Consider the following 17,497-nt stretch of genomic DNA (forward strand, 5'->3'; position numbering starts at 1 on the left):
AGTAAAAAAAGCTGACAGGACTGTCAGCTTAAATTTTTTATGAGTGTTTCAATCAATACATCGCGATCTGCAATCCATTGTGCCCGCTCATCTTTCAGATGCACACGATTGGATAAGAAAATCACCGCTTTTTTTGCTTCCAGGTTCATCAGGATGAAAGTTCCTGTGTAACCTGTGTGCAGTAACCATTGGTCATGTATGAAGTCCCAAGCTAAACTTCTTGGACGTTGACCCGCTGCAAAATTTTTCTGTAGGGCCAAATATTTTGTGTCTGAAAAATAACCTTGAACAAATTTCACCAAATCATTCATCGGTGCAAAAAGCCCTGCTGATCCACAATGTTTCCCTAACACTTTTGCTTTTGGATCATGAACTGTTCCCACTCTCGTATCTAGACTTGTAGGTACAGCATTGGTAACAGGACCAAAAGATGTGGCAGACATGTCCCATTTTTCAAAAACCTCTGCTTTAAAAACTACGTCTAAAGATTTCCCATAAAGCTTTTCAAGCATAAAGCCCAACAAAATAAAGTTAATATCTGTGTAGTGACAACTTTTGTCTTCCGTTACCTCGATATGGTCAATCGCCTCTTTTAAACCTTTAAAATCTAACTTATCACGGTTTTCAATAAACGGATTGATACCTGTTGTATGAGTAAGAAGCTGTCTCAAAGTGATGCTCTCATCATGAAAATCAGGATAATAATCCGTAAACGGAGCATCCAGACTTAACTTTCCTGATAAAACGAGGTTAATGACTACTGTTCCTGTACCTACAACTTTTGAAACGGAAGCTAAATCCCATTTTTTCCCTGCAACCAATGGTTCGACTTGTGGAAGTATTGCTTGATTGCCTCGAACAAACTCTTGAACCTTTGTTCCTTCTACAATAGCAATCTGGCAGCCTGGGAAAATTTCTTCTGCCACATAGTCATCAATTGTCGCTAAAAATTCTTCTTCATTTTTCATAGGCCTTGTTTTGTAAACCAAAGTTCCATGTGGTGTGGGATGTCAATAGCCAATGTCTTTGCTTTTTTATCCAGATACAATTTTTCATCAGGTAAATCATCTGCAAACTGAGCCAAATCAAAAGATGGCGACACTTGAAAACGTAAAAGCATCAGGTCAAGCTTTTCATCCATATTAGCTGTCAAGTCAGGTCCATCATTTTGACAAAAGACCAGATGCAAGCCAGCAAGATCTAAAAGATTCCCTTGCGCTTTTACACCAAGAATTTTTTCATACTCTGAAATAATAGACTTTTCAGCAATATTAATTTGCACTTCTTTAATAGCGAAATCGGATAATCCTGTAAATTCTCCCTCATCAAAGTCAACTTCAGATTTAGCAACTTCCGTTAAGTCTGACCAATCATTTACAGATACCATCAGAAAAACATCACTTTCTGGAGAAACAGCTTCAAAAGCCCAACTGTCTTTTACCTGATAAAGATGTGTGACTTGGTCCAGATTGCGCGCTAAAAGCTGTTCGATTTCATCCTCATCAGCTTGGATGACTGTACGTCCATGTTTTTTCACACCTTGAACTGGAACTACACCTGGTGATTCCTCTAAGATTAACCTTGGTTGCTTTGCTTCATAACCAGATAAAAAAACTTCTGCATTTTCTTCGTGCAAGACTTTCATGCCAAGCACATCACGATAAAAATTTAAATTTTCTTCGCGATTGAGTACACGGTAGCCTGGTAAGCAAACTTCTAAATTATTTATGAATTCTTTCATTCTGATTCTCCATTTATCTTCTTATATTTTATTAAAACTTATACAAATTATCAATGATTATATGTTAGAATTGTTTTATGATTAAATTTCGAGACCTTATTAAAAAACCTTGGACCTGGACAATTCTTCCTGCTCTTCTCTTTGCCCTTCCTTTTTCTTTACGGGCTGGTTGGGGGCAATGGTTAGGACTCAGCCTCCTTCTTTATCTAATTAGTTTAATTTTTACTTATAAAAAATCAATCTGGCTTGCTTTCTTTGTACTTTCTTTATTGCCAAGTTTTGCTACGTCACTCATGAGCCAATTGCATTCTGGAAGAGCTTTTTCTTCTCTTGACCAAGTGATCTTTTTTGTGATTTTCTTTATTGCTCTTGGCTTATCTTACTTTCTTGCTCGCCGCCGTAATATTATTCCACCGATTGCTATCAAAGAATTTCCCTTGGGCAAAATTGCCCTCGGATTTGGTGCGCTTTTCTTAGTTTCACTCTGTGTCAACATTTTAGCACAGGCGCTTGGTTTACAAGCAAGTACAGAAAATCAAGAGGCATTGAATAGTCTCGCCCAGGTTATTCCTTTAGGCATCTTTGCTGTCCAAACGATTTTTGCCGGTTTCTTTGAGGAACTCACTTACCGTGTTGGCCCTTTCGAAGTTCTCTTCACAAAAAATAAATTTTTAGCCTTCGTGACAGCAGCTCTGCTTTTTGCAGGTATGCACAGTCCAACAGATCTTTACAGTTGGCTTGTTTATGGCTCAATGAGTCTGGTGTTAACCACATTCTATTTTAAATACCGAAATTTTTACCTCAATATGGTCATTCATATGGCTTGGAATTTTCTGGGAATAAGTATGACATTTTTGCTAAAGTAAACATCTTATGGTATATTAAGATTGTAAAATTAAAAATTTGCACAATGGGTGCTCTAAGGGAAACCAAGAGCTGAGAAACACCATTTGACCTGATCTGGTTAGTACCAGCGTAGGAATGTGTTTGTATAGGGGACTGCTGTCTTCAATTCTCTCTAACCCTCCTTTGTGCCAACAAAAGGAGATTTTTTATGTCTAATTCTAAAGTTTTAGAACTTACCGAAACAGCTATTGCTGCCGCATTAGCTCTTGTCTTGAGTTTCATCTCGATAAACTATGCTCAGGTTTTTTATCTTGAGCTGGCAGTTATTCCCTTACTGGTCTTAGCCTTGCGCCGCGGCGTCTTTTGGGGCATGACAGGCGGGCTAGTATTTGGCCTACTTCTGATTGTATTAGGTCAAGCTACTATCTTGACTCCAGTACAGGCCTTGCTTGAATATATTGTTGCACCGATTTCTCTTGGTTTAGCTGGTGTTTTGCGCAAAAAGGACTCTAGCCAAACACGTACAATCTTTGCTGTAGCTTTTCTCGGCGTTCTTATCAAATATTTTTGGCACTTTGTCGCTGGTGTTATCTTTTGGGGACAATATGCTTGGAAAGGCTGGGGAGCTATTCCCTATTCATTTGTTGTAAATGGAATAAGTGGAATTGCGACTGCGGCTCTTGCTTCTCTAGTCCTTGTTCTGCTCTCCAAGAGTGCACCTCAGATTTTTCAAGCGAAAAAGTGATATAATGAACGCATGAGCAAGAAAAAGAAACTGAAAAAAACATTAGTTGAACAAATTCTGGACAAAGGTCAAGTCAATCATGAAGGGCTTGCTCTCAATGCTTTAGAAGCAGAGCTCATGCCTGAAGACATCCAACGTCGTGACATTTATAAAACGCTCGCACTTATAGGAGATAAAACAGGTCCAATCGTAGGGATTCTTCCTCTGACAGAGCATCTTTCTGAAAAGAAATTAGCAAAGGTCTCTGGAAATAAGAAGGTCCACATGATTCCTCAAAAAGATTTGCAAAAAACCACTGGATACATCCATGGTGCTAATAATCCTGTCGGTATCTGGCAAACCAAAAGGTTCCCTATCTATATCGATACCATCGCACTGGATGCAGATAAAATCATTGTTTCTGCCGGTGAAGTCGGCCGTTCTATACGCCTCAATCCAAAAGAACTCGCAACTTTTGTACAAGCTGAATTTGCTGAAATTCGTGAAATTTAAATAAAAAGGAAAGCTTAACTATGGCTTTTCTTTTTATTTTTACATCTCGATTTATTGTTCCGACAAATAACACTTTACAAAAGTACCCAAAACCGCTAAAATTAAGCTATGTTACCTAAGATTATTGCCACTTTATATCCGCTTCTCAGCTGGATCGTATTGGTTTTCGCTTTTAAATTTTTACGTATTCGCCACTTGACTAATCGAAAACTTCGCATTCCTGATATTTTTGTCCTCTTTTTAATTTTTGGACTCCAACTTTTTTCAGAGCAATTTACTGCTATCAATATTTTGCCTTACTACTTTTTGATTCTTTCCTTCTTAGCTCTCGTCTTGTTGCTATTGGATTTGTTCTATTTTAAAGACTTCAAATATAAACGTTTCTTTAAGCTTTTTTGGCGCATTACTTTTGTGATTACTTTTGCTCTTTACATCGCTATGATTGTCATGATTTACATGCATTGATAAAAGAACCATACTAATGGTTTTTCTTTTTATATATGATTCATAAAAAAAACCAGAAAAACTGGTTTTTTTATTTGTTTCCGAGTTCTTTCAAAAGAACAGCAAATTCTTCATCTGTCAGCGTAATTCCCTTGCCCATCTTTTCATGGTCGGGCGACCACTGGCGCAAATCATACTTAGCTTCCATGCCATTCCATGACACGCGGTTAAGCTCTTTTGTCCAGCCTTTAGCATTTTCAGATAGAGTAATAAGATGCTCCTCAATTTCAAATTTTAAATCAGCCATATACACCTCCTATATTAATGATACGTAAAAAGTGTTAACTTTTCCCAATTAATCTTCAATAAGTTGAATATCAACACCTAAAGCCGTCATTTTTTCTATGATACTATCGTAACCTCGAAGAATAAATTCAATATTTTCAATCGTTGTTGTACCTTCGGCGATAATACCAGCCAAAACTAAACTTGCTCCTGCACGCAAGTCGGTAGCACGAACATGAGCACCTTGAAGCTTATTAGGTGCTTCATAAATAATATGATCATCTACAGTTGAGATTGTAGCACCCATACGTGCCATTTCTGGCACATGATTGACACGTTTTTCATAAATCGTATCCTTAATCCAACCACGGCCTTGTGCTTTCAGTAATAACGGTGTGATTGGTTGTTGTAAATCAGTCGCAAAACCAGGGTAAGGTACTGTCTTAATATTGATAGCTTTTAAGTTTTCTGAGCGATGAACCTCGATAGAGTCCTCACGAATGGTCATGCGTACACCCATTTCTTCAAGTTTAGCAATAAAAGATTCTAAGTGTTCGTAGATAACATTGTCAACGATGACACCGTCTCCCATAGCTGCAGCCAAAGCAAGATAAGTTCCTGCTTCAATACGGTCAGGAATGACCGTATGACGTGCACCGTGCATTTCTGATTTTCCTGTAATACGAATCACATCTGTGCCAGCCCCACGTACCTTTGCGCCCATGTTATTCAAGAGTGTAGCCACATCAATAATTTCTGGTTCACGTGCTGCATTTTCAATAATGGTTACACCTTCTGCTGTACTCGCTGCAAGCATTGTATTAATTGTTGCACCTACAGAAACCATATCCATATAGATGGTTGTGCCATGTAATTTTTCTTCTTTAGCTTCAAGGTGCATGGCATCTTCAAGGTAAGATAACTCTGCTCCTAAAGCTTCAAAAGCTTTAACATGAAGATCCATAGGACGTGGACCTAAATCACAGCCCCCGGGTAAACCAACCGTTGACTTCCCAAAACGACCAAGAAGTGCTCCATTGAAATAATACGATGCACGCAAAGAGTTTATCTTACCATAGGGCAATGGCTTTGAAACAACGTCACGTGTATCAATCGTCAAAATACCCGCATCAGTATCACGTTGAATTTTTGCGCCCATGATTTCCATGATATCAACCAAACTTGCAACATCTGAAATATCGGGAACGCCTTCAAGTGTAACAATATCGTTAGCTAAAATCGTTGCCGGAATAAGGGCAACTACACTATTCTTAGCTCCAGAAATCGTTACCTTCCCTGAGATACTTTTACCACCATTGATTACTATTTTTTTCATAAATTTATTACTCTATCACTTATTGTTTTATTTGAGACATGAAATACATGTACCCTCTATTCTACCATTTTTCCCGTCTTTTGAATAGATGAAAAGCATCCTTTTTTCTTCGCAGATCTTCATCTATGAAATGTATTCATTTATCTGTCTAAAATCTCATTGTATATTATTATTTAACATTAGAAAAAAATGATAATATAACATTAGACACAAAAAATAAAGAAAGGGATAAATGATGAATTTTTCACTCAAAACTTCTTTCATCCCAAACAAAAAGAAAGCAACCTTTTTTAAAGCAAATTATTTTTTCAATATTAATAATGACATGCTCAACCATTTGGAACGTGCTCAAATAAGTCCAGTGCCTTCTCTTAATGAAGCAGATTATCAAGCTTATAATAAAATAATAAGTGCTGAAGGGAAATGGATTGGCATGAGCTCGGAACTCCTTCCTAAAAGTCAAAGCTATTCTCTCAAGAACAAAACCTTAAAGCTCCCCGGCTATACCTTTGAAGGATGGGCTAAAGTCCGTAACCGTCACAATGTACTTGCTCACCCCCAATCTCAGGAACAAGCCCAACTGTATGCTGGACCAACTTCAGTTATTCATCGCACCAGAGTCTATAATCCCAGCTTCCTCTGGAAACCTCAAGAAAAACATCACTTCGAGCCTATTGGGCAAATCTATGACTTTCATGCACAATGGACACCAATCAAATATCCTGTACGCTACAGCGCTAAAACAATTTGGAATGAACCACTGGAGTGGGACCATCCTGAAGGTATGCGAAGCATTGAACAAGGCTACATCTCACCAGCCAAAGTCAAATTACCTCACTATCACTTTGTCGGCTGGCAAGTAGAGGATGCTCCCTTAAGCAAAGAGCAGCTAATTATTCCTGCTGGTATTGGTCCTGTCGATATTATCGCTATTTTCGAGCAAATATCCTGATTCAGTATGATCAGCACTTTCCCTTATTTTAGGAAATCTTGACCACATTAAAAAAAACGCTCGTTAAAGCACGAGCGTTTTTTATATTAAGATACTTCTTAATTTTATTCAAAGACAAATTGGTTGTGATAAAGCTCAGAGTAGAAGCCACCAAGATTTACAAGCTCATTGTGGTTTCCTTCTTCAATAACTTCACCGTCCTTAAGAACAACAATTTTATCTGCATTAAGTATTGTTTTCAAACGGTGGGCAATAACAAATGAAGTACGACCAGCAATTGCTGCTTCCATAGCCATTTGAATTTGTTCTTCTGTCACCGTATCAACGTTTGATGTTGCTTCGTCAAGAATAAGCAAATCAGGGTTAGTCAAGATAGTACGGGCAATCGAAATTTGTTGTTTTTGACCTACAGAGAAAATATTATCGTCGTCATCCACAAGCGTTTCATAGCCATCTGGTAAGCTCTCAATGAATTCGTGGATATGTGTCGTCTTGGCTACTGTGATAACTTCATCCATAGTCGCATCTTTTTTACCAAACTTGATATTGTCCGCAATGGTTCCAGAAAAAAGGACAGATTCTTGCAAGACGATCCCAACTTTTGAACGTAATGAATCTAAGTCAAATTCACGAATATCGGTACCGTCAAACTTTATTCCCCCTTTGTCCACATCATAGAAACGATTCATGAGGTTCATAACAGTTGTTTTACCTGATCCTGTTGGACCAACCAAGGCAACCATTTGGCCTTTGTTTACATTAATGTTGACATCTTTGAGGACCGGCTTGCCAGGAAGATAACTAAAGTCAATATCTTCAATGTGTACACCTTCAGAAATACCTTCAAAAGTTTTACCATTTTCAGGACGTACTTCTTCTTTTTCATCAAACATCACATTCAGACGTGTTGCACCAGTTACCGCAAGTTGCAATTGACCGAAAGATGAAGAAACCTGCATGATTGGGTTGTAATATTGTTGCGCATATTGGATAAATGTAGCAAGCAAACCAAAGGCTGCAGCAGTTGATAATGAAGCATCATTAAGGAGGATATTAGCACCTGCAAAAATAACCAAAGCCAAAGTCAAGAGGGAGAAGCCATTCATCAATGGGAAAATCATACCTGACCAAGCTTGAGCTGCGAAGGTTGTTTTACGTACTTTATCATTACGTACTTCAAAACCTTCGATTGCATCTGCTTGAAGTCCTTCAACGATAATCGCTTTTTGCCCAGAGATTTTTTCATCCATATAAGCATTAAGTTCGCCGACTTCTTTTTGTTGTCTATCCGTGTATTTCTTAGCTTGAATAATGATAATCACAGCGCAGAGAACGGCCACAGGAGTTGTAGAAATTGTCACTAATGCCATCTTGACATTTTGGTCGAAAATCATATACAAAATCCCGATGAACAGGGCAAAGTTAGTGGTAACGTTCACTGCTGCTTGGTTCAATGTGTTTTGAATATTATCCAAGTCTGAGGTAAAGCGGGCGAGAATATCTCCATCCGCATGACGGTCAAAATACGAAATTGTTAGGCGTTCCAACTTACCAAAGAGACCTTTACGCATACGGTTTGTTGAGTGTGCAACGATACGTGTAAAGAGCAAGCTATAGATAAGTTGCGCAATACCTGTCATCACGTAAAAAGCAAGTAGCATCCACATTGAACGCATAAAGTCAGCCTTGCTTGGTGCATGTGATGTAGCTACCTTCATCAAGTCAGAAATTGACTGACCATTAAGATTAGCACGGATAGCTTCTGGAACATTGGCATCTGTAAGCTGGTGCCAATCTGTCGGAATCTTAGCCATAGCTTGAAGACTATCAATTGTTGTTCCTGAAGGAAGGTTAGAAGTTACCGCAGTTGGTACATTAGCAGATGTCAGACTATGCCAATCAACCACTTGTCCAGTAGCTTTCCCCATTTGCGCAGCAATCTGCTGCAAGGCGTCCTGAGCTTGGTTTGCTCCTGCCGCTATTTGTTGTAAACCTTTCATCGCTTCATCAGCGTGTTGATGACTAAAATAATCACCAACGTAAGTCGAAAGATGTGTGATAGAATCCCCGAGAAGTACGGGCGCTTTAACTTGCAGATAAGTAGCCGCAATGATAAATATCGCAATCACGAGGAATTGTAATTTATATTTTTTGAAGTAGAGATAGAAGAACTTCAATGCACGAGATGTATCATTCATAATCTTTTTTCATTTTCTTGTTTTTCATTAATATATTGAAGAACATTGAAAATTTAGTCCTCCTTTGCTTTCTGTGTATCATAGATTTCACGGTAAACTGCAGAATTCTCAACGAGCTCTGCGTGTGTGCCTTGCGCCACAAGTTTACCTTCATCAAGGACCAGAATATTGTCCGCATGAACGACAGATGAAATCTTTTGAGCGATAATAATTGTTGTCGTATCTTTTAAGTCATTGCTCAAAGCTTCTTGTACCAGTTTTTCTGACTTGGCATCAAGCGCTGATGTTGAGTCATCTAAGATAAGGACTTTAGGATCTTTGATAATACCACGCGTGATCGACATACGTTGCTTTTGTCCGCCTGAGAAGTTATTCCCACGTTCTTCAACCTGTGATTCATAATGATCGGGCAGTTTTTCAATAAACTCTGCTGCCTGCGCGATGCTGGCTGCACGGCTCATTTGCTCCAAGGTCGCATCTGCTTTCCCTTGTTTCAGGTTGCCAGAAATTGTCCCAGAGAAAAGAATTGCTTTTTGTAAGACAATTGAAATTGTGTTTTTCAGAGTAGCTTTAGAAACATGGCGTAAATCTTTTCCACCTACACTTACTGTACCTTCAGTTGGGTCAAAAAGACGCGGAATCAATTGAGCCAGGGTTGACTTACCAGAACCCGTTGCTCCGACAATCCCAACCATTTGTCCAGGTTGAATTTCAAAGCTGATGTCTTGTAAGGTTGGATGTTCATCGTTAGGATAAGCAAAAGAGACATGATCAAACTTAACAGAACCGTTAAGTTCTTCGTCCGCAACATCTTCAAACACCATCGCAGGTTCAGTTTTTAAAATTTCGTTAATACGTCCAATAGAAACAAAACCACGAGAGGCAAACATTGACATCATACCGCCCATGATAATCGCCATCATGATTTGCATCATGTATTGGATAAAGGACATAATCCCACCAAGCGTATTAGCGGCGGTATTCAAATCACGTGTTACATAAGTAGAAACCAGTAAAATTGCGCCAAAAACAGCCAATTGTGAAATGATTGTAAATGCGGGAATCATCGCAGCAAAAGTATAACCTACAGCCATATTATGACCCAATAACTCATCAGATGTGGCATCAAATTTTTGGATTTGATCTTTTTCTTGAACAAATGATTTAACGACACGAGCACCACGTAGGTTTTCTTTGGCAATTCCATTGATACGGTCCATCAATTTTTGGAAAACCATAAAGTGAGGACCCATAGATTTCATGGATAACATCGTCACTAACACAATAAGAACAACCATCACAATAATAATCCACCAAAGTTCTGGCATCGTGATAATAGATAAGATAAAAGCACCAATAAAGAGTAACGGTACTCGAATCAAGACTTGGAAAGTCATCATTAGAAGTGTTTGCACTTGGTTGATATCGTTAGTCATCCGAACAACCAGATTACCTGCATTAAACTTCTCAATATTTTCATAAGAAAAAGTTTGGATTTTTCGGAAGGTTTCTTCACGGATATCCGCCGATACAGACTGAGCAATCTTTGCAGCAGTTACTGTATTAAGGATAGAACCAATTAATCCCACAGCGGCTATAAGTAGAAGATATACCCCATAATGATTAATTTTATCGACCTTGTCCGATATCGAAATAGATTCTGCCATAACACTCAAAATGTTCTTCATATATTGGGGCTGCCAAAGAGCAGCGCCAACTTGAAGAAGCATGGTAGCAAGGGCAGCGAAGACAAGCAATTTGTACTTGCCGATGGCTTTCATTACCATAAATAAAAAAGTTTCCTTTCATTTTCTTGTCAAAAATAACAAGAATAAATACGTTAGCTGAAAAAATATAACATTTAAGCATCTATTTTGCAATGCTAATAACTAACACTATTAGTCTTTTCTTTAGTTTATAACAAAAATAAACTAACAATTTAATTTTACCGTTTTTTAATAAGAGTGTCAATCATTTGCGACAACTTATTTATAATAGAAATTAAGCTCAAAAGCTTCCACGTTCAAAGCCGAAATGCGACCTTATGGGACATTATTTCGTCCTTTAAAAGCAGCTCCTCTGCTTTTTTGTTATAATTAAGCTTATGAATAATAGCAAAATATCACGCTCTCATAACCTTAAACTCGCCGAACGAGGCGTGTGGGTCAGTATAGCGGCTTATATATTTCTGTCTCTTTTACAACTTGGTGTAGCTCAAATCACCAATTCAGCCTCCCTTCTAGCAAATGGTTTTAATAACGTCACCGATATTTTAGGAAATATTGCTATCGTGATTGGTTTACGTATTGCGCGTATCCCTTCTGATAACGACCATACGTATGGGCACTGGAAGGTTGAATCAATTGCTAGTCTGATTTCTAGTTTCATCATGTTCTTCATTGGCTTTGAAGTTTTGCGCCAAACAATCGTTGGTTTTATAGAAGGAAGTTCCACTGAAATCAACCCCGTTGGTGCAGCAGTGGCTTTATTTTCTGCCTTTGTGATGATTGGCGTTTACCTCTACTCTAGCCGTTTAGCGAAAAAAACTCAATCGAAAGCACTTGAAGCTTCCAGTAAAGATAACCTTAGTGATGCACTAACATCCTTGGGTACAACTGTCGCCATTGTGGCAGCAGCCTTGCATTGGATATGGCTTGACCGTATTATGGCTCTTGTTATCTGCGGTTTCATCCTGAAAACGGCTTATGATATTTTCCGTGATAGTGTTTTTTCACTTTCCGATGGTTTTGATGACAATCTTTTAGCAGATTATAAAGAAGCGATTGAGCTCGTAAACAAAGTCAAGTCTGTAAAGATGATTCGGGGTCGTACCTACGGCAGTAATATCTTTCTGGATGTTGTCGTTGAGATGTCCCGCGATCTTTCTGTCTATGAAAGTCATGCCGCTACCGAAAAAATAGAACGCATGCTCATGGCTGGTTTTGATGTTTATGATGTTGATGTCCATGTCGAACCCGCTGCGTTACCTGAAGAAGAACACTTTGCTTCACGTGCATTAGAGCTTTTGCCCAAAGAAGAGGCCCTTCTCAACGGTAAACATCTTGATCAACTTTTAGCGCCTCAATTTCAAGCTATTACGACAAAGGGTAAAATTATTCAACAGGAAGAATATATGGCAAGTGCTGTTGAAACAGAAGATTTAGCCATCAAAAATTACCAAGCAGAGCAAGTCAGCAAAAAGACATTTATCCTTACCTATCATTACTTGGACAATCAAAAAAGCTACACTGTATCAAGTATCTGGCGCAGAAATGAATATTGGCGTTGCATTTATCGCCAAGTGACAGGAGAAAGCTAGTATGAAACAACAAGAAGAAATTATGCTGAGCCTTACAGATCTCTTTAATAAAATGGATCAACTTCGAAAACCTCAAATGGTCGAAAAATTCAAAGGTTATTCTTTTTTGGAAATCGCCTGCATTGAGTTCATTGCCAAGCTTAATAACCCAAATGTCACACGGTTGTCAGAAGAACTATATGTCACTCGAGGAGCAATTAGTAAAGCAACAAAAAAACTCCTCCAAAAGCAAGACATTATAACATTTAGAAATCCCAACAACAACAAAGAGATTTATTTTAAACTGACTTCAAAAGGAAGAAAAATAAATCAGCAGCACGAAGATCTTCACAAAGCTTTTCTACTCAATGATCAAGCAGTCTTTGATTCCTTCAGTTCTGAAAAATTAGAAACGATACTAGAGTTTACTCAACTTTACAATCAACACCTTGATAAAGAACTCCGTAACAACTCCATATAGAATGGGGTTGTTTTTCTTAATTTAGTTTTTGTTGACAAAGAAACAATAATAAGTTATACTTTTATAGTTTCCAAGGAAACATTAATAAGGAGTTATATGCATACACTAAATAAACACGCATTGAGTTTTGGCTTATTTTCCGTTTTTCTTACAGGCCTTGGCTTTACCATTATCAATCCTGTGGTTCCTTTTTTACTGGAGCCCTATACCTCATCACAAAATCAACCCTTAGTCATCAGCTTCTTGACCTCTATCTATGCCTTATGCACTTTTCTTGCAGCACCAGCTCTAGGAACATTGAGTGATCGCTATGGCCGTAAACCGATTTTACTTTTCTGCTTACTTGGCTCTGCCTTGGGTTATCTCATCTTTGCCATGGCTGGAGCTCTATGGCTCTTTTTCCTTGGCCGTATCATCGATGGTATTTCCGGAGGAAATATTGCCACTTTATTTGCCTACTTTTCCGATATTACGCCAGCTGCTTCCCGCACTAAAATCTTCGGATGGATTTCTGCCCTTGTTGGAGTCGGAACATTGTTAGGTCCAACTTTTGGAGGACTGTTAGCTCATTATGGTAACCGCGTTCCCTTTTATTTTGCTGCTGTTCTCAGCTTATTCAATCTCCTCTACGGCCTTTTCTTTATGCCTGAAAGTCTTTCACCAAAAGAAAGACTTGTTAAGCTAGATCCACATCAGCTTTATCCCTTTGCACCTCTCAAAAACTTATTTGAGATAAAACAACTGAACCGTTTATTTCTAGCTGCACTGTTGTTGTGGCTTCCAAATGGTGCATTACAAGCTATTGTTGCTCAGTTTTCTTTAGATAACTTCTCTTGGCAACCCGTACAAATCGGTCTTCTATTTTCTATTATGGGACTTCAAGATATTTTTAGCCAGGCGCTCATTATGCCTTTTCTATTAAAAAAATTGACGGAGCAATCCATCATTAAATGTGCGATAGTTGCGGAACTCTTTGGCTATATTTTTATGGCTGTTTCTGCCTTTACCCTGCACCCTTTCTATTTTGTAATTGGTATTTTTATCTACGGTTTTGGTGATTCGATTTTTGCCCCACCATTCAATGGAACTCTCTCTAAATCAGTCACTGAACACCAACAAGGACAGATTCAAGGGAGTAGCCAAGCTTTACAAGCACTAACGCGTATTTTAGGTCCTATTATTGGGGGACAACTTTATGTTCTCTTCGGCTCTTCGGCTCCTGCCTGCATGGGAGTTATCCTGTTAATCGTTGCTCTGACAATTTTCAAAACAAAAAACCGTCAAAAATGACGGTTTTCTTTTATGTTTTTAGACGCCTCATAATCTGCGGTAAACGTTGAATATTATCAAATACCAACATGAAAATAACCGTTCTTATAGGAATCTGTACAAGCAAAGGAAGTCGCGTAGCTAATAAAACCTTAAAAGGTGTCTGATACATGAGCGAAAGCCAAAAAGTATTAAGTAACACGGTTTGGAGAACCATTGTTACACTTACAACAGCTAAAATGTAGAGCCAATCTTTACCTCGTGTTAGACTGAACTTCTTGTTATAAAAAGCCCAACCATAGATAAATCCGACTAGAGCTGCTGTTATAGTCATACCTGGCGAGGAAATACTTCCTCGGAACAAAACGCCAAATATATCACCCAGCCCTAAAGCTAAACCTGCCCATAAAGGGCCAACAAAGAAGCCAATCAAACCATCAGCAATAAATCCTGGCGATAACTTCCAAAAACTGCTCCCAAAAGTGAAAGAACGTAAAATGATGGACAATGCCAGCAAAATCGCCAAAAAAACAAGCTGTATGAGTGACAGCTTCACAGTAAATCTTTTCATATAGTACCTCCCAAGGATCTGGTGAGTAACTGATTATATGAGAATCAGCGGATGCAAGCCTCTACCGCACTTGAAAAATTCAAGTTTCGTCTGTGAACGACATCCCATTTCACAGCACTTAACGCATCGGCCCTACTCTGTTAATTTTTTTACTTTTATAGTTTACCACATACCTTGTTCAGATAATTCTCAATTTCAAGGCTTTTCTTTTACATTGGGTTTTAGATGTTTACAGAAGTTTGCTACACAGAAAAAACCTCTTAGAATTCAGCTCTTTCTGATTTCTAAGAAGTCTTTTTTACAATTCTTTTTCTACATCTACGATGGCAGCTTCGACTGCACTCTTTTGATTATTAATCAATGATACACGTGCATCAATTTGTTTAATCGCCATCTCGATTGAACGTTTAAGTCCTGGGTTACTCAATTTTGGTTCAAAGAAAGCTTTATATTCTTCAAACTTTTCGGCTGTCTTAAAGACATTACCTGGATAGATGACAAACTTATCATAGCTCATATCTCCGCCAAGTTTTTCGGCAATCCAATCCCAGTTTTCTTGCTCCCAAGTCCATGCAGCATCTTGAGCGAAGTCTTTCGCTAAGAGGTAGAACCAAGAGAATGCAATATCTTGAGGTTTAACGATATCCGCATTTTTGAAATCTTCCAAGAGTCCTTTAATTGCTGCTTCATCACGGACATTGGCTACAGCTGCAGCTAATTCACGTTTTAGTTCTTGGAGACTTGTTTTCACATACGTATCCATATAAGAAGCTACAAGTTCCGCAGAATTACTTGTTTTAATTTCGTTATTCAAGACAATTGGTCGAATATCCGCAGGAATAGTTGCTACATTGTCTTTATGCGCTGCGTAAATCTCACTCGCTTTTTCTACTGCTTCAGGGTTTTCAGAGTAGAGAGTCCGTGAGAGTACTGTCCCACGTAAAGTTTCGTCTCCAGCTGATTCACCAGCTTTTTTCTCCCATCCCAAACGTGCATAGTTTTTAGCAAAAACTTTACCCACAAGTGATTTGTAAGATTTTTCTGTAGCTGACTCATCATCAATAAAGATATCTAGCTCACTAAAGATTTGGTTAAGCGCTTGGTTGACGATATAACTTTCTTCATTGGCAAAGGCTGGTAAGATATTCACAACATCAGCGTAGCTGATAACCTCACCTTTAGCAAGATACTTACGGTCTTGAAGAATTTGGAATTTCGTAATATCTTCCAGTTTCTCAAGATCGGCTAAAAGGTTATCTAAAAGCTGACCTTTATAATCAATAATATAATGTGCTGCGTGTGCTTCGTTGAAGAAGAGCGGTTGGCCTTCATTTTCAGCCTTAAGTGCTGCATAGCCCGGAATTTCAACTTTTTCCGTAGTCAACGTATCTGGCAAGCCTTTCCAGTTTGTGTTCAATGGAATTTGCCACAAGCGCCCTTTGTCTTCCCCTTTACCAATGAAGAATTGTTGTTGGCTTAAAATAAGTGTGTCATCAACAACTTCCGCAGTCAAGACAGGATAACCAGGTTGGTTTACCCATGAATGCATAAATTCGCCCACATTTTTACCTGATGTACTTGAGAGTGCATCCCAAAGATCATCACCTACGGTATTGCCATATTGGTGCGTTTCAAAGTATTTGCGAAGTCCTGCAGAAAAGTCCTCATCCCCCAACCATTTACGGAGCATGACCATCAAGCGTGAACCTTTAGCATAGACAATAGCAGCATCAAAGAGTGTACCAATTTCGTCAGGATGATTCACATCCACATGAACAGATTGAACACCATCTGTAGCATCACGATCTAAAGCAAGGCTGGCTTCCTTAACAGAGAAGCTTTCCCAAACTTTCCAATCAGGTTCAATAGCATCAATTGCCACGTATTCCATGTTGTTGGCAAATGATTCATTGAGCCACAAATCATCCCACCAACGCATTGTTACCAAATCACCAAACCATTGGTGGGCTAACTCATGCGCAATGACTGTTGCTACATATTGTTTGCTGGCAACTGTTGCATTTTCTGGGTCAACCAGCATGCAGACTTCACGGTAAGTGATACAACCCCAGTTTTCCATAGCACCTGCTGAGAAGTCAGGCAGTGCAACATGCCAGCTGTGTGGCAATGGGTAAGGGGTTTTATAGTAGTCCTCGTAAAATTCAATTGAACGAATCGCAATATCCAAAGGAAAATCTAAAACATCTTCAGAATGTGCTTTCGTTGAGAAAGTTCCTACTTCAACACCAGATTTTGTACGTCCTTTTTTATACTGCATATCCCCAAAGACAAAAGCAAGAAGATAAGAACTCATACGAACTGTACGTTCAAATACGTGAATTCCTTCAATATTGAGAAGTTCTGGCATATTGGAAATAATAATATCACCTGGTTCTTCATCAAATTTAACCGATAGGTCAAAAGTAGCCTTAGCTTCTGGTTCATCAATTGATGGGAAAGCTTGACGAGCAAAATGTGATTCAAATTGCGTACCGATAAGCATTTTCTTCTCACCGTTTACTTCGTAATATGAAGGATAAATGCCCATCATGTTATCTGTGATTTTACCTTCATATTCAAAGGAAACAGTCACTTGACCTTTTTGGCCCACTTTAACTGTAAGTTCTTCGTTGGCATTATCCACAGTAAAGTCTGCTTCAACACTAAAAGCAGAAACTTTAGTAATATTCAAATCTTTTTGGTGGAAATAAATAGTTTCAGCTTTAGCTTCACCTTTGATTGCCACCTGACCTTTGAAGGTCTTTGATTTGCGGTCAATATCAAGGAAAATTTTATAATTTTCTGGTACAAATGTTTCAATTAAACGTTTTACTGCCAT

At 38.6% G+C, this 17,497-nt stretch carries 16 protein-coding genes and 2 riboswitches; of the genes, 8 read left to right on the plus strand and 8 right to left on the minus strand.

Annotated elements, in window-relative coordinates; all coding sequences use genetic code 11:
- Window positions 1-23: 23 nt before the first annotated feature.
- Both J0J33_RS01190 and J0J33_RS01195 read right to left on the minus strand, forming a co-directional pair.
- A complete protein-coding gene (locus J0J33_RS01190; protein WP_206888042.1) occupies window positions 24-968 on the minus strand; it encodes a serine hydrolase domain-containing protein in 945 nt (314 codons plus the stop codon).
- Window positions 965-1,741, minus strand: a complete 777-nt coding sequence (locus tag J0J33_RS01195; RefSeq protein ID WP_086583016.1) for a CppA C-terminal domain-containing protein — start codon at window positions 1,739-1,741, stop codon at window positions 965-967. Before J0J33_RS01195 ends, J0J33_RS01190 begins: the two co-directional genes overlap by 4 nt.
- Window positions 1,742-1,818: 77 nt before the next feature.
- Between J0J33_RS01195 and J0J33_RS01200 the strand changes: the two genes are divergently transcribed.
- The 4 genes from J0J33_RS01200 to J0J33_RS01215 all read left to right on the plus strand — a co-directional run bounded on the left by J0J33_RS01200 (window position 1,819) and on the right by J0J33_RS01215 (window position 4,289).
- Complete coding sequence (locus J0J33_RS01200) at window positions 1,819-2,607, plus strand: CPBP family intramembrane glutamic endopeptidase (RefSeq protein ID WP_206888045.1); 789 nt, start codon at window positions 1,819-1,821, stop codon at window positions 2,605-2,607.
- 34 nt (window positions 2,608-2,641) lie between these two features.
- A riboswitch (TPP riboswitch) is annotated at window positions 2,642-2,740 on the plus strand.
- 55 nt (window positions 2,741-2,795) lie between these two features.
- Window positions 2,796-3,332 (plus strand): energy-coupled thiamine transporter ThiT, encoded by a 537-nt coding sequence (gene thiT, locus J0J33_RS01205; RefSeq protein ID WP_019293638.1) that lies wholly within the window; start codon window positions 2,796-2,798, stop codon window positions 3,330-3,332.
- A gap of 12 nt (window positions 3,333-3,344) precedes the next feature.
- Window positions 3,345-3,824, plus strand: a complete 480-nt coding sequence (locus J0J33_RS01210; RefSeq protein ID WP_019292256.1) for an aminoacyl-tRNA deacylase — start codon at window positions 3,345-3,347, stop codon at window positions 3,822-3,824.
- A 108-nt stretch (window positions 3,825-3,932) separates the two neighbouring features.
- A complete protein-coding gene (locus J0J33_RS01215) occupies window positions 3,933-4,289 on the plus strand; it encodes a DUF3397 domain-containing protein (RefSeq protein WP_019292257.1) in 357 nt (118 codons plus the stop codon).
- A 70-nt stretch (window positions 4,290-4,359) separates the two neighbouring features.
- Here J0J33_RS01215 and J0J33_RS01220 read toward each other — a convergent pair whose 3' ends face one another.
- Window positions 4,360-4,575, minus strand: coding sequence for a YdbC family protein (locus J0J33_RS01220; protein ID WP_003133281.1), 216 nt, complete (start codon window positions 4,573-4,575; stop codon window positions 4,360-4,362).
- Window positions 4,576-4,623: 48 nt separating this feature from the next.
- Complete coding sequence (locus tag J0J33_RS01225; protein WP_019292258.1) at window positions 4,624-5,889, minus strand: UDP-N-acetylglucosamine 1-carboxyvinyltransferase; 1,266 nt, start codon at window positions 5,887-5,889, stop codon at window positions 4,624-4,626.
- A 232-nt stretch (window positions 5,890-6,121) separates the two neighbouring features.
- Between J0J33_RS01225 and J0J33_RS01230 the strand changes: the two genes are divergently transcribed.
- A complete protein-coding gene (locus J0J33_RS01230) occupies window positions 6,122-6,841 on the plus strand; it encodes a hypothetical protein (RefSeq protein ID WP_019292259.1) in 720 nt (239 codons plus the stop codon).
- Between the two features lie 104 nt (window positions 6,842-6,945).
- On the opposite strand, the gene J0J33_RS01235 is transcribed toward J0J33_RS01230, so the two are convergent.
- Together J0J33_RS01235 and J0J33_RS01240 are read right to left on the minus strand one after the other, a co-directional pair.
- A complete protein-coding gene (locus J0J33_RS01235; protein ID WP_206921749.1) occupies window positions 6,946-9,039 on the minus strand; it encodes an ABC transporter ATP-binding protein in 2,094 nt (697 codons plus the stop codon).
- Between the two features lie 53 nt (window positions 9,040-9,092).
- Window positions 9,093-10,826, minus strand: a complete 1,734-nt coding sequence (locus J0J33_RS01240; protein ID WP_206888051.1) for an ABC transporter ATP-binding protein — start codon at window positions 10,824-10,826, stop codon at window positions 9,093-9,095.
- A gap of 317 nt (window positions 10,827-11,143) precedes the next feature.
- Here J0J33_RS01240 and J0J33_RS01245 point away from each other — a divergent pair, with 317 nt between their 5' ends.
- The 3 genes from J0J33_RS01245 to J0J33_RS01255 all read left to right on the plus strand — a co-directional run bounded on the left by J0J33_RS01245 (window position 11,144) and on the right by J0J33_RS01255 (window position 14,108).
- The gene (locus J0J33_RS01245) at window positions 11,144-12,358 is read left to right on the plus strand and encodes a cation diffusion facilitator family transporter (RefSeq protein WP_206888054.1); all 1,215 of its coding nucleotides are present in this window, start codon (window positions 11,144-11,146) and stop codon (window positions 12,356-12,358) included.
- Window position 12,359: 1 nt separating this feature from the next.
- On the plus strand, window positions 12,360-12,818 hold the full coding sequence (locus J0J33_RS01250; RefSeq protein ID WP_019292263.1) for a MarR family transcriptional regulator: 459 nt from the start codon (window positions 12,360-12,362) through the stop codon (window positions 12,816-12,818).
- A 96-nt stretch (window positions 12,819-12,914) separates the two neighbouring features.
- Window positions 12,915-14,108, plus strand: coding sequence for an MFS transporter (locus J0J33_RS01255; RefSeq protein WP_206921750.1), 1,194 nt, complete (start codon window positions 12,915-12,917; stop codon window positions 14,106-14,108).
- Between the two features lie 10 nt (window positions 14,109-14,118).
- On the opposite strand, the gene J0J33_RS01260 is transcribed toward J0J33_RS01255, so the two are convergent.
- Both J0J33_RS01260 and J0J33_RS01265 read right to left on the minus strand, forming a co-directional pair.
- Window positions 14,119-14,658 carry a folate family ECF transporter S component gene (locus J0J33_RS01260; RefSeq protein ID WP_019293643.1) on the minus strand — a complete coding sequence of 180 codons (540 nt, stop codon included), beginning with the start codon at window positions 14,656-14,658 and terminating at the stop codon, window positions 14,119-14,121.
- Between the two features lie 43 nt (window positions 14,659-14,701).
- Window positions 14,702-14,800, minus strand: a riboswitch (THF riboswitch).
- Between the two features lie 156 nt (window positions 14,801-14,956).
- Complete coding sequence (locus J0J33_RS01265) at window positions 14,957-17,497, minus strand: M1 family metallopeptidase (RefSeq protein WP_019291800.1); 2,541 nt, start codon at window positions 17,495-17,497, stop codon at window positions 14,957-14,959.

The organism is Lactococcus sp. LG1267 (genome assembly GCF_017309545.1).
GTDB lineage: Bacteria > Bacillota > Bacilli > Lactobacillales > Streptococcaceae > Lactococcus > Lactococcus petauri.